The organism is Streptomyces sp. LZ34, from assembly GCF_053890475.1.
In genome coordinates, this window is the sequence record NZ_CM132680.1 from 2,625,074 (window position 1) to 2,638,014 (window position 12,941).

At 70.9% G+C, this 12,941-nt stretch carries 10 protein-coding genes; 6 read left to right on the top strand and 4 right to left on the bottom strand.

Annotated elements, in window-relative coordinates; genetic code table 11:
• Positions 1 to 11: 11 nt before the first annotated feature.
• Genes rhaS through ACWY4P_RS09515 form a run of 4 tightly spaced genes read right to left on the bottom strand, consistent with a single transcriptional unit; the run spans position 12 to position 4,695 of the window.
• The gene (gene rhaS / locus ACWY4P_RS09500) at positions 12 to 1,103 is read right to left on the bottom strand and encodes a rhamnose ABC transporter substrate-binding protein (RefSeq protein ID WP_456209901.1); all 1,092 of its coding nucleotides are present in this window, start codon (positions 1,101 to 1,103) and stop codon (positions 12 to 14) included.
• Between the two features lie 42 nt (positions 1,104 to 1,145).
• Positions 1,146 to 2,138, bottom strand: coding sequence for an ABC transporter permease (locus ACWY4P_RS09505; protein WP_456209902.1), 993 nt, complete (start codon positions 2,136 to 2,138; stop codon positions 1,146 to 1,148).
• Positions 2,135 to 3,169: an ABC transporter permease gene (locus tag ACWY4P_RS09510; RefSeq protein WP_456209903.1), complete on the bottom strand. Its 1,035-nt coding sequence runs from the start codon at positions 3,167 to 3,169 to the stop codon at positions 2,135 to 2,137. The genes ACWY4P_RS09505 and ACWY4P_RS09510 overlap by 4 nt, the downstream gene beginning before the upstream one ends.
• Positions 3,166 to 4,695: a sugar ABC transporter ATP-binding protein gene (locus ACWY4P_RS09515; protein WP_456209904.1), complete on the bottom strand. Its 1,530-nt coding sequence runs from the start codon at positions 4,693 to 4,695 to the stop codon at positions 3,166 to 3,168. Before ACWY4P_RS09515 ends, ACWY4P_RS09510 begins: the two co-directional genes overlap by 4 nt.
• Positions 4,696 to 5,006: 311 nt before the next feature.
• Between ACWY4P_RS09515 and rhaI the strand changes: the two genes are divergently transcribed.
• The 6 genes from rhaI (at position 5,007) to ACWY4P_RS09545 (ending at position 12,846) form a co-directional block, all read left to right on the top strand.
• Positions 5,007 to 6,167 carry an L-rhamnose isomerase gene (gene rhaI / locus ACWY4P_RS09520; protein WP_456209905.1) on the top strand — a complete coding sequence of 387 codons (1,161 nt, stop codon included), beginning with the start codon at positions 5,007 to 5,009 and terminating at the stop codon, positions 6,165 to 6,167.
• 90 nt (positions 6,168 to 6,257) lie between these two features.
• Entirely contained in the window at positions 6,258 to 8,303 is a 2,046-nt protein-coding gene (locus ACWY4P_RS09525; protein WP_456209906.1) for a bifunctional aldolase/short-chain dehydrogenase, read from the top strand.
• Positions 8,304 to 8,448: 145 nt separating this feature from the next.
• Positions 8,449 to 9,918, top strand: a complete 1,470-nt coding sequence (locus ACWY4P_RS09530) for a rhamnulokinase (protein ID WP_456212866.1) — start codon at positions 8,449 to 8,451, stop codon at positions 9,916 to 9,918.
• On the top strand, positions 9,909 to 10,661 hold the full coding sequence (locus tag ACWY4P_RS09535; RefSeq protein WP_456209907.1) for a (Fe-S)-binding protein: 753 nt from the start codon (positions 9,909 to 9,911) through the stop codon (positions 10,659 to 10,661). The genes ACWY4P_RS09530 and ACWY4P_RS09535 overlap by 10 nt, the downstream gene beginning before the upstream one ends.
• Positions 10,658 to 12,196 (top strand): lactate utilization protein B, encoded by a 1,539-nt coding sequence (locus tag ACWY4P_RS09540; protein WP_456209908.1) that lies wholly within the window; start codon positions 10,658 to 10,660, stop codon positions 12,194 to 12,196. The genes ACWY4P_RS09535 and ACWY4P_RS09540 overlap by 4 nt, the downstream gene beginning before the upstream one ends.
• Positions 12,193 to 12,846, top strand: a complete 654-nt coding sequence (locus ACWY4P_RS09545) for a LutC/YkgG family protein (RefSeq protein ID WP_456209909.1) — start codon at positions 12,193 to 12,195, stop codon at positions 12,844 to 12,846. The genes ACWY4P_RS09540 and ACWY4P_RS09545 overlap by 4 nt, the downstream gene beginning before the upstream one ends.
• Positions 12,847 to 12,941 lie beyond the last annotated feature (95 nt).

Here is a 12,941-nt window from a genome sequence, read left to right on the forward strand (position 1 = left end):
GCCGGGCCGCCTCAGAAGTCGAAGTCGTCGATGTTGTCCTTGTCGAAGACGGTGGGCGGGCCGAGGATGACCTCGCCGTCCTTGCCGATCGTGTACTCGCCGAGCTTGCCGGCCTTGAACTTCTCCCCCTCCGCGCCGGTGATCTGCCCGGACGCGAGCGCCGCGGCCGCGTAGGAGCCGAGGTAGCCGAGCTTCTTCGGGTCCCACAGGGAGAACTGCTCGACCGTGCCGTCCTTGACGTACTTGCGCATCTGGTTGGGGGTGCCGAGGCCGTTGATGACGACCTTGCCCTTGTACGAGGAGTCGCTGATGTAGCGGGCGGCCGCCGCGATGCCGACCGTGGTGGGCGAGATGATGCCCTTGAGGTTCGGGTAGGCCTTCAGCAGGCCCTGGGTCTCCTGGAAGGACTTCTGGTCGTCGTCGTCCCCGTAGGCCGTCTTGACCAGCTTCATGTTCTTGTACTTGGGCTTCTTCAGCTCGTCCTTCATGAACTCGATCCAGGTGTTCTGGTTGGTCGCGTTCTGGGTGGCCGAGAGAATGGCGATCTCGCCCTTGTAGTCGAGCTGTTCGGCGATGTGCTGGACCTGGCTGCGGCCGATCTCCTCCGAGCTGGCCTGGTTGATGAACAGCTGGCGGCATTCCTTGGCCGTGTCCGAGTCGTACGCGACGACCTTGATGTCCTTCTTCATGGCCTGCTTGAGCGGGCCGCAGACCGCGTTGGGGTCGTTGGCGGCGATGAGGATGGCGTCCTGCCGCTGCTGGATGAGGGTGTTGATGTATGACACCTGGGAGGAGGCGCTGGCGTCGGAGGGGCCGACCTCCTTGCCCTTGCCGCCGAACTCCCCGGCGGCCTTGATGCCCGCGTCGTCGACGATCTTCTCGTACGGGTTGTTGATCTGCTTGGGCAGGAAGGCGAGCTTGAGCCCCTTCTTCAGCGGGGCGTCGGGGTTGGCCTTCGCGTCCGTGGCCTTGACGTCGCCACCGTTGTCGGAGGAGGAGTCCTTCTTGGTGGTGCCGCCGCAACCCGCGAGGGTGACGGCCAGGGCACAGGCCGCGGCGACGGAGGCCGCGGCGCGGCGCCGGGAGGACGTGCGGAGGAACATGGAGAGACCTTTCGGGGAAGTGGGACGTGGTGCGGCGACGCGTCAGCTGGAGGGGGTGGCAGCGGCGGCTCTCCGGTGGCGCCATTCGCTGACGGTGGAGATCAGACGGGGGGTGAGGACGGAGGCCACCAGCAGCAGCCCGGTGACGATCACCTGGACCTCGTTGGCCACGTCGTTGAGGGTCAGCAGGTTCTTCAGGATGCCGATGAGCAGCACTCCGGCGACCGCGCCGAAGAGGGTGCCCTTCCCGCCGTCGAAGTCGATGCCGCCGAGCAGGACGGAGGCGATGACCAGCATCTCGAAGCCCGAGCCGTTGTCGGCGCGGGCGCTGCCGTAGCGGAGGGTGAACACCACGCCCGCGAAGGCGGAGACGAGCCCGGTGACGACGAACAGGAGGAGTTTGATGCGCTTGACGCGGATACCGGCGAAGTACGCGGCGTCCTCCTGGGCGCCGATGGCGAACAGCGACCGGCCCAGGCCCGTGGCGTGGAGCACCACCGCGGCGACGACGGCCAGCACGATGAACAGCGCCACCGGATAGGTGATGAAGGTGCCGGGGATGGTGGTGGTGTCCACCGCCCATTTGGCGTAGGTCTCGGGGAAGTCGGTGATGGCGTTGGAGCCGAGCACCACGGACGCCAGCCCGCGGTAGAGGGCGAGGGTGCCGATGGTGACGGCGAGTGAGGGCAGCCCGACCTTGGTAACCAGCCAGCCGTTGAGCAGCCCACCGGCCACGCCGACCAGCAGCACCACGGGCACGATGGTCTCGAACGCCCAGCCGGAGTCCCACAGCTGCCCGGTGAGGGCGCTGCTCAGCCCCAGCATCGAGGCCACCGACAGATCCACCTGCCCCGCCACCACCAGCAGCGTCATGGGCAGCGCCATCAGCGCCACCTCGGCGATGTCGTTGAAGGCGAAGGCCAGGTTGTCGCGGCTGCCGAAGCCTTCGGTGGTGCCGAGGCCCGTGACGAAGACCGCCACCAGCAGCACGCCGACCGCCGTGTCCCAGCGCAGCGCTCCGCGCAGCGGGCTCATCGGGCGCTCCTCTTCCTCAGCGCACGGGTCATGCGCACATTGACGATCCGGTCCACGCTGATCGCCGCCAGCAGCAGGGCGCCGGCGATGGCGTCCTCCCAGAAGGAGTCGACCTTCAGCACGGACAGGGCGCTGCCGATGGTGGTCAGCAGCAGCGCGCCCAGCGCCGCGCCCCACACCGTGCCGACGCCGCCGACGATGGCGACGCCGCCGACCACGACCGCGCTGACCACGGTCAGCTCCCAGCCGTGCGCGTTGTCCGCGACGACGGTGCCGAAGCGGGCCAGCCACAGCGCGCCCGCGAAGCCGGCGACGGCGCCGGAGAAGACATACGCGCCCAGCACCCGGCGCCGGATCGGCACCCCGGCCAGCCGGGCGGCCTCCGGGCTGGAGCCGATGGCGTACAGCTCACGGCCGCTGCGGTAGGTGCGCAGGAAGTAGGCGGTCGCGGCGAGCACGGCGAAGGAGATCAGCGGCAGATACGGGATGCCGAGCACGCTGCCGCTGCCGAGGTCCAGCACGGACTGCGGCACATCGGCGGCGTTGATCTGCTCGCCCTCGGCCCACCAGTAGTCGATGCCCTGGATGATGTAGAGCATCCCGAGGGTCACCACCAGCGCGGGCACCTTGCCGAAGCTGACGAGTGCGCCGCTGACCAGGCCGCAGGCCGCGCCGACCGCGATGCCGAGCAGGGCCACCAGCAGCGGGCCGTGGTCCGTGCCGGACACGAACTTGCCGCAGGCGAAGGCGGAGAGCCCCACCACGGAGCCCACCGACAGGTCGATGTTGCGGGTGACCACGACCACGGACTGCCCCACCGCGAGCAGCACCAGGATCGCGGCGTTCAGCAGCAGGTCCTTGACGCCCTGGTCGTTGAGGAAGCGGGGCTCGGCGATCCAGGTGAAGAGCACCAGGAGCACCAGGGCACCGGCGATGCTGATCTCTCGCGCGCGGAAGACGGTGTCGACCAGCGAACGCGCCGACCGGCCCGCCTCGGGCTGAGCCGTGGGTTTCTCGATGGTGGCCGTCATGCCGCAGCCCTTCCCTTGCCGGTACGGCCGGTCGCGGCGGCCATGACGGACTCCTCGGTGGCCTCGGCGCGCGGGATCTCCGCGACCAGGCGGCCCTCGTGCATCACCAGGACCCGGTCGGCCATGCCCAGCACCTCGGGCAGGTCGGAGGAGATCATCAGCACCGCGAGCCCCTCAGCGGCCAGCGACGACAGCAGCCGGTGCACCTCGGCCTTGGTGCCGACGTCGATGCCGCGCGTCGGCTCGTCGACGATGAGCACCGCCGGGTCGGTGGCCAGCCACTTGGCGAGCACGACCTTCTGCTGGTTGCCGCCGGACAACACACCGACGTGGTCGCTCAGCTTGCCGTACTTGAGCTGGAGCCGGGTGGCCCAGTCGGTGGCCCGGCCGCGCTCCAGGGCCCGCTTGACGAGCCCTCCGCCGCTGATCCGGTCCAGTCCGGTGAGACCGATGTTCCGCTCGATGGACATCTCCATGACCAGGCCCCGCTGGCGCCGGTCCTCGGGTACGAGCGCGAGCCCGGCGGCCATCGCGGCGTTCGGCGAGCCGGGGCGCAGCGGTGTGCCGGCCACCTGTACCTCGCCCGCGTCCGCCCGGTCGACCCCGAAGACGGCCTGCGCCACCTCGGTGCGGCCCGCGCCGACCAGCCCGGCCAGCGCGACGATCTCGCCCCGGCGCACCTCGAAGGACACATCCCGGAACACGCCCTCGCGGGTCAGCCGCCGCACGGACAGTGCCGTCTCGCCGACCCGCGTGTCCTGCTTGGGATACAGCTCGTCCAGGTCCCGGCCCACCATGCGGCGCACCAGGTCGTCCTCGGTGAGGCCCGCCAGCGGCTCGGAGGCCACCCAGCGGCCGTCCCGCAGGGTGGTCACGCGCTGGCAGAGCCGGAAGATCTCCTCCAGCCGGTGCGAGATGAACAGCACGGCCGCGCCCTCGGCGCGCAGCGCCTCGACGACCGAGAAGAGCCGAGCGGTCTCGCTGCCGGTGAGGGCGGCGGTCGGCTCGTCCATGATCAGCACCCGGGCGTCGAAGGAGAGCGCCTTGGCGATCTCCACGATCTGCTGGTCGGCGATGGACAGCCCGCGGGCGGGCCGGTCGGGGTCCAGAGCCACCCCGAGCCGTCCCATCAGCCCGGCCGTCGCGGTGCGCACCGCCTTGTGGTCGATCCGGCCGAGCCGCCGCCGGGGCTGGCGGCCCATGAAGATGTTCTCGGCGATCGACAGGTCGGGGAAGAGCGTGGGCTCCTGGTAGATGACGGCGATGCCCACGTCACGGGCGTCGGCGGGGCCGTGGAAGACCACCGGTTCGCCGTCGAGCAGCACCTGCCCGGCGTCGGGGCGGTGCACCCCGGCGAGCGCCTTGATGAGCGTCGACTTGCCGGCTCCGTTCTCGCCGGCGAGGGCGTGTGCCTCGCCCGGGAACAGCTCGAGGGAGACGTCCCGCAGGGCCCGGACGGCGCCGAAGGATTTGTTCACCCCCTTGAGGGCGAGGACCGGAACTCCGGTCGAAACAGCCTGGCTCACGGTGTCGGTGTCTCCTTGCTTCCTTGCAAGAGTGGCCTTCAGGCCGAGCAAAATGAAATGATTCAAAGTCGGTGGCGGGAAGCTAACCCGGCGATTTGCCACCGTCAAGGGGGTATGCGCCAGGTAAACCAAGTCGTTGTCGTCCCTCTTGACGCGCCGGTAGCGGTGGACCTACGGTCCAGGCGCTTCTACATTGAATCGTTTTTCCACGTCAGCGGCCCCGGACTCAGGGCCGCACCGCTTCTTGACGCCCGGCCATCCACACGGCTAGCGTCTGTTGAATCGTTTCATAGTTGCCCTCGAGGAGACGCATGTCTGACCTTCCGGCCGTGAAGGCGGCTCTCAAGACCCAGGCCGTCGAGACGCCGTCATGGGCGTACGGCAACTCTGGAACCCGCTTCAAGGTCTTCGCCCAGCCCGGTGTCCCGCGCACCCCGCAGGAGAAGCTCGACGACGCCGCCCAAGTGCACGCCTTCACCGGGGTGGCCCCGACCGTCGCCCTGCACATCCCCTGGGACAAGGTGGACGACTACGCGGCGCTCGCCAAGCACGCGGAGGAGCGCGGGCTGAAACTCGGCGCGATCAACTCCAACGTCTTCCAGGACGACGACTACAAGCTCGGCTCGGTCACCAACCCCGACCCCGAGATCCGCGGCAAGGCGCTCGCCCACCTCCTGGAATGCGTCGACATCATGGACGCCACGGGATCCCGCGACCTGAAACTCTGGTTCTCCGACGGCACCAACTACCCCGGCCAGGACGACATCGCAGCCCGCCAGGACCGGCTCGCCGAGGCCCTCCAGGCCGTCTACGAGCGGCTGGGCGACGACCAGCGGCTGCTGCTGGAGTACAAGTTCTTCGAGCCCGCCTTCTACGCCACCGACGTCCCCGACTGGGGTACGGCCTACGCCCACTGCCTCAAGCTCGGCCCCAAGGCCCAGGTCTGCGTGGACACCGGCCACCACGCGCCCGGCACGAACATCGAGTTCATCGTCGCGCTGCTGCTGCGGGAGGGAAGGCTCGGCGCGTTCGACTTCAACTCCCGCTTCTACGCGGACGACGACCTCATGGTCGGCGCGGCCGACCCCTTCCAGCTCTTCCGGATCATGTACGAGGTGATCCGCGGCGGCGGCCTGGACTCGGACATCGCGTTCATGCTGGACCAGTGCCACAACATCGAGCCGAAGATCCCGGCGATCATCCGCTCGGTGATGAACGTGCAGGAAGCGACGGCGAAGGCCCTGCTGGTCGACCGCGACGCGCTGGCCGCCGTGCAGGCGTCGGGGGATGTCCTCGGCGCCAACGCGGTGTTGATGGACGCGTACAACACCGACGTGCGGCCGCTGCTCGCGGAGGTCCGCGAGGAGCTGGGGATCGATCCCGATCCGATGGCGGCGTACAAGGCCTCCGGGTGGGCGGAGAAGATCGTGGCGGAGCGGGTGGGTGGCACGCAGGCAGGCTGGGGCGCGTAGCGCCTCCGGCGGGCCTGTTCCCCACCCCACCCCCGTGATGAGCCCGGGCGATGGACCGGCCGACTTCACCAACACACGAAGAGGAAGAACATGACCGCAGAACCGCACCCCGAAGCGGCCACCCTGCTCGAGCGATCACACCGCCTCGGAGCCGACCCCCGGAACACCAACTACGCGGGCGGGAACACCTCCGCCAAGGGCACCGCGACCGACCCCGTCACCGGGCAGGACGTGGAGCTGATGTGGGTCAAGGGCTCCGGGGGCGACCTGGGCACCCTGACCGAGGCCGGTCTCGCCGCGCTGCGGCTGGACCGGTTGCGGGCGCTGGTCGGGGTGTATCCGGGGGTAGAGCGCGAGGACGAGATGGTCGCCGCGTTCGACTACTGCCTGCACGGCAAGGGCGGCGCCGCGCCGTCCATCGACACCGCCATGCACGGCCTGGTCAACGCCGCCCATGTCGACCACCTGCACCCCGACTCCGGCATCGCGCTCGCGTGTGCCGCCGACGGCGAGGCGCTGACCAAGGAGTGTTTCGGCAACCAGGTGGTGTGGGTCCCGTGGCGCCGGCCCGGGTTCCAGCTCGGGCTGGACATCGCCGCCATCAAGAAGGCCAGCCCCGAGGCGATCGGCTGCGTTCTCGGCGGCCACGGCATCACCGCCTGGGGCGACACCTCCGACGAGTGCGAGGCCAACTCGCTCCGCATCATCCGCACCGCCGAGCGATTCCTCGCCGAGCGCGGCAAGGCGGACCCCTTCGGCCCCGCCGTCCCCGGCTACGAACCCCTCCCCGAGGCAGAACGCCGCGCCCGCGCCGCCGCGCTGGCCCCCGTCCTGCGCGGCCTCGCCTCCATGGACCGCCCCCAAGTGGGCCACTACAACGACTCCGACGCCGTCCTCGACTTCGTCTCCCGCGCCGAACACCCGCGGCTGGCCGCGCTCGGCACCTCCTGCCCGGACCACTTCCTCCGTACGAAGGTCCGCCCCCTGGTCCTCGACCTCCCGCCCGCGGCCCCCCTCGACGAGACGATCGCCCGTCTCAAGGAGCTGCACGCCGCATACCGGACCGACTACCAGGCGTACTACGAGCGGCACGCCGCTCCCGACTCCCCCGCGATGCGCGGCGCCGACCCGGCGATCGTCCTCATCCCCGGTGTCGGGATGTTCAGCTACGGCAAGGACAAGCAGACGGCCCGGGTGGCGGGCGAGTTCTATGTCAACGCGATCAATGTGATGCGCGGCGCCGAGGCCGTGTCCGCGTACTCCCCGATCGAGGAGTCGGAGAAGTTCCGCATCGAGTACTGGGCGCTGGAGGAGGCCAAGCTTCAGCGGATGCCGAAGCCCAAGCCCCTGGCGACCCGTATCGCCCTGGTCACGGGCGCGGGCTCGGGCATCGGCAGGGCGATCGCGAACCGTCTCGTGGCCGAGGGCGCCTGCGTCGTCGTGGCCGACATCAACGCCGAGAACGCCGCAACCGCAGCCGCCGAACTGGGCGGCCCCGACAAGGCGGTCCCCGTCGCCGTCGACATCACCTCCGAAGAGCAGATCACAACGGCCTTCCAGGAAGCGCTCCTGGCCTTCGGCGGCGTGGACCTCCTCGTCAACAACGCGGGGATCTCCATCTCCAAGCCCCTCCTGGAAACCACCGCCAGGGACTGGGACCTACAGCACGACATCATGGCGCGCGGCAGCTTCCTCTCCTCCCGCGAGGCGGCCCGGGTCATGATCGACCAGAACATGGGCGGCGACATCATCTACATCGCCTCGAAGAACTCGGTCTTCGCGGGCCCGAACAACATCGCGTACTCCGCCACCAAGGCCGACCAGGCCCATCAAGTACGTCTGCTCGCCGCCGAGTTGGGCGGCCACGGCATCCGCGTCAACGGGGTGAACCCCGACGGAGTAGTGCAGGGCTCGGGGATCTTCGCGGGCGGCTGGGGCGCGCAGCGCGCGGCCACGTACGGCATCCCCGAGGAGGAGCTGGGCAAGTTCTACGCCCAGCGCACCCTGCTCAAGCGCGAGGTGCTGCCCGAACACGTGGCGAACGCGGTCTTCGCGCTCACCGGGGGCGACCTGACGCACACCACCGGTCTGCACGTCCCGGTCGACGCCGGGGTCGCGGCGGCCTTCCTGCGCTGACGCGCGCGTGAGGGGGTCGGGGGTGCAGGCCCCCGCCCCGTACCCACCACAGCAACGACACCACACAAGGACCCCAGTGCCACCTGCGCAAGCCACCGAAGCCCGCTTCGCCGCCGTAGACCTTGGCGCGTCCAGCGGCCGCGTCATGGTCGGCACGGTCGCCCCCGGCGCCCTCTCGCTCCAGGAGGTGCACCGCTTCCCCAACCGCCCGGTCCGCGTGGGCGGCACCCTGCACTGGGACATCCTCGCCCTCTACCAGGGCGTCCTGGACGGCCTCCGCGCCGCGGCCGAGGCCGCCCGTGCCGCGAACACCCGTCTGACCAGCATCGGCATCGACAGCTGGGCCGTCGACTACGGCCTGCTCGGCGCCGACGGGGCGCTGCTCGGCAACCCCGTCCACTACCGCGACACCCGCATCGACGGCGCGGCCGAGAAGGTCGCGGCGATCCTCACGCCCGAGGAGCTGTACGCGGCCACCGGCCTCCAGCACCTCCCGTTCAACACGATCTACCAGCTGACCGCCGCCCAGGGCAGCTCGCCCCTCGCCGCGGCACACCGCCTCCTCCTCATCCCGGACCTCATCTCGTACTGGCTGACGGGCGAGGCAGGCACCGAGCTGACGAACGCCTCGACCACCCAGCTGATCGACCCGCGCACCCGCGACTGGTCCCGCACCGTCGCCGACGCCGCCGACACCCTCGGCATCGATCTGTCGCTCTTCCCGCCCCTCCGCCACCCCGGCGACCCGGCGGGGACACTGCGCCCGGAGGTCCTGTCCGCGACCGGCATCGAGGCCTCCATCCCCGTCACCGCCGTGGGCTCGCACGACACCGCCTCGGCCGTCGTCGGCGTCCCCGCCACCGCGCCCGACTTCGCGTACATCGCCACCGGCACCTGGTCCCTGGCCGGGCTGGAGCTGGACGCCCCGGTCCTCACCGAGGCCGGCCGCCGGGCCAACTTCACCAATGAGCTCGGAGTGGACGGCACGGTCCGCTATCTGCGCAACATCATGGGCCTGTGGCTGCTTCAGGAGTGCCTGCGCACCTGGGAAGCCGAAGGCAGACCCCAGGACCTGCCAAGCCTGCTCGACCAAGCGGCACAGGCCACCCCCCTCCGCTCGGTGGTCGACGCCGGGGCCCCCGAGTTCATCGCCCCGGACCGGATGCCCGACCGGATCGCGGACGCCTGCCGCCGCACCGGCCGGCCGGTCCCCCGCACGCCCGCCGAGACCGCCCGCTGTGTGCTGGACTCCCTCGCGCTGGCCCACCGCCGCGCGATCCTGGACGCCCAGCGCCTGTCCGGCCGTACGGTCCGCACCGTGCATATCGTCGGGGGCGGCGCGCACAACGCGCTGCTGTGCCGGCTGACCGCCGACGCCTGCGGGCTGCCGGTGGTCGCGGGCCCGGCGGAGGCGGCCGCGCTCGGCAACGTCCTGGTGCAGGCCCGGACCGCGGGCGTGGTCGGCGGCGGCCTGCCCGAGCTCCGTGCGCTGCTTCACAGCACCCAGCCGCTGAGGCAGTATGAGCCGTCGGGTGATCAAGCGGCGTGGTCCCGGGCGGCCGCCCTCGTCGAGGGCGGGCGGGCCGAGGGCCAGGAGGAGGAACCGTGCGTGTAGCGCTCTTCATCACCTGCGTCAACGACACGCTCTATCCCCGCACCGGACAGGCCGTCGTCACCCTCCTCGAACGGCTGGGTGTCGACGTCGGTTTCCCGCCGGGGCAGAGCTGCTGTGGCCAGGCGCAGTTCAACACCGGCTACCGCCACGAGACCGAGCCCCTGGTGCGCCGCTACGCCGACGCGTTCCAGGACTACGACTACGTGGTCACCCCCTCCGGGTCGTGCGCCGCCATGGTGCGCGACAACTATCCGAGGATCGGGGCGAAGGCGGCCGCCGAGGGCCGTGGCCAGGAGCTGACCGAGCTCGCGGCGGTGGCGGTCCCCAAGACGTACGAGCTCACCGAGTTCCTGACCGATGTGCTCAAGGTGACCGACGTGGGCGCGTACTATCCGCACACCGTCACCTACCACCCCACCTGCCACGGGCTGCGGATGCTGCGCCTGGGGGACCGGCCGCGCAGGCTGCTCGCGGCCGTCAAGGGGCTGGAGCTGGTCGAGCTGCCGGGCGCGGAGGAGTGCTGCGGCTTCGGCGGCACGTTCGCCGTCAAGAACACGGCGGTCTCGGCCGCGATGGGCGCCGACAAGGCGCGCAACATCACCGCGACCGGGGCCGAGGCGGTGTGCACGGTCGACAACTCGTGCCAGATGCACATCGGCGGAACGCTCGCCCGGCAGGGCTCGACGGTCCGGCCGGTCCACCTCGCCGAGATCCTGGCGAGCACCGAAGGAGACGTCTGGTGACCGGCACCTATCTGGGCATGCCCGCCTTCCCCGACGCGGCCGCCACCTCGACCAGGAACACGCAGCTGCGCGCCAATCTGCGGCACGCCACCCACACCATCCGTGCCAAGCGCGCCACGGCCGTCGCGGAGCTGGAGGACTGGGGCGAGCTGCGCGCCGCGGGCGCGGCGATCAAGGATCGTACGCTGCGCCATCTCGACCACTACCTGGAGCGGTTGGAGAGCGCCGTGACGGCGGCGGGCGGCCAGGTGCACTGGGCGGCGGACGCGGACGAGGCGAACCGGATCGTCACCGAGCTGGTCCGGGCCACCGGCGAACGCGAGGTCGTCAAGGTCAAGTCGATGGCCACGCAGGAGATCGGGCTGAACGACGCGCTCGCCGAGGCGGGCATCCGCGCGTACGAGACCGATCTGGCCGAGCTCATCGTGCAGCTCGGCGACGACCTGCCCTCGCACATCCTGGTGCCCGCGATCCACCGCAACCGCACCGAGATCCGCGACATCTTCACCCGCGAGATGGCCCGTTGGGGCCGCCCCGCGCCGGAGGGGCTGACGGACGCTCCGGCCGAGCTGGCGGAGGCGGCCCGGCTGCATCTGCGCGAGAAGTTCCTGAACGCCAAGGTCGGCATCTCCGGCGCCAACTTCATGGTGGCCGAGACCGGCACGCTGGTCGTGGTCGAGTCCGAGGGCAACGGCCGGATGTGCCTGACCCTCCCCGAGACGCTGATCTCCGTCGTGGGCATCGAGAAGGTGGTGCCGACCTGGCAGGACCTGGAGGTGTTCCTCCAGCTCCTCCCCCGCTCCTCGACGGCGGAGCGGATGAACCCGTACACCTCCACCTGGACCGGCACGACCGACGGCGACGGCCCCCGCGCCTTCCACCTGGTCCTCCTCGACAACGGCCGCACGGACACGCTCGCCGACACCGTGGGCCGCCAGGCGCTGCGCTGCATCCGCTGCTCGGCGTGTCTCAATGTGTGCCCGGTGTACGAGCGGGCGGGCGGCCATGCGTACGGGTCGGCGTACCCGGGGCCGATCGGGGCGATCCTCACCCCGCAGCTGCGCGGTACGCAGAGCGAGCTGGACGCCTCGCTGCCGTACGCCTCGTCGCTGTGCGGCGCGTGCTACGAGGTGTGCCCGGTCGCCATCGACATCCCGGAGATCCTGGTCCATCTGCGCGAGCGGGTGGTCGAGGGCGGCCCGGTGTCGGTGCGCGGGACCCGGACGGTCGTCAAACCGGCCAAGGGGCATGCCGCGGAGCGCGCCGCCATGCGGGCGGCGCGCTGGGCGCTCGACCACCCGGGCGTGCTGCGCGCCGGGCAGCGGCTGGCCTCCCGTACCCGCCGCTTCCACCCGCGCCGGCTGCCGGGGCCGGGGCGGGCGTGGACGGACACCCGGGAGCTGCCGGACGTGCCCGCCGAGTCGTTCCGGGACTGGTGGCGCAGAACACGCGGCGACGAGGGCGAGAACACGGGAAACCGAACCAAGGGGAACCAGGCCAAGGGGAACCAGGCCAAGGGGAAGAGGACGACGTGAGCAGCCGAGACCTGGTGCTGGCCCGCGTCCGCCGCGCGCTGGCGGACGTCCCCCGTACGGAGCGCCCCTCCGAGGCGCCCGTGGACCGCGGCTATCTGCGGGCCCACGGGGACCGGACCACACCGCAGACCGTGGATCTCCTCGCGGAGAACCTGGCCGACTACCGGGCGGTCGTCCACCGTACGGACCCGGCGGGGCTCCCGGGTCTGATCGCCCGGCTGCTGGACGGGCGCGGCGCGACCAGCGTGGTGCTGCCGCCCGGCCTGCCCGCCGACTGGCTTTCGGCGCTCGACGCGCGGCGGGTGGAGCGGATCGCGGACACCCCGGAGCTGACCCCGCACGACCTGGACGCGGTCTCCAGCGTCGTCACGGGCTGCGCGGTGGCCGTGGCCGAGACGGGGACCGTCGTGCTGGACGCGGGCCCGGACCAGGGGCGCCGGCGCATCACGCTGGTGCCCGACCACCACATCTGTGTCATCCGGGTGCCCGAGCAGGTCGTGGACTCCGTGCCGCAGGCCCTTGAACGGCTGGCTCCGGGGCGCCCGTTGACCTGGATCTCCGGGCCGTCCGCGACCAGCGACATCGAGCTGGACCGGGTGGAGGGGGTGCACGGCCCGCGGACCCTGGAGGTCGTGCTCGTCGAGAGCTGAAACCACAAGGGGGGGGTGCTCCGGATGCGGTCTTGCTCACATACCCGCGGTAACAGGGCACTTGAACGATTTGCACCGGTGCCGTTGTCGGTGGC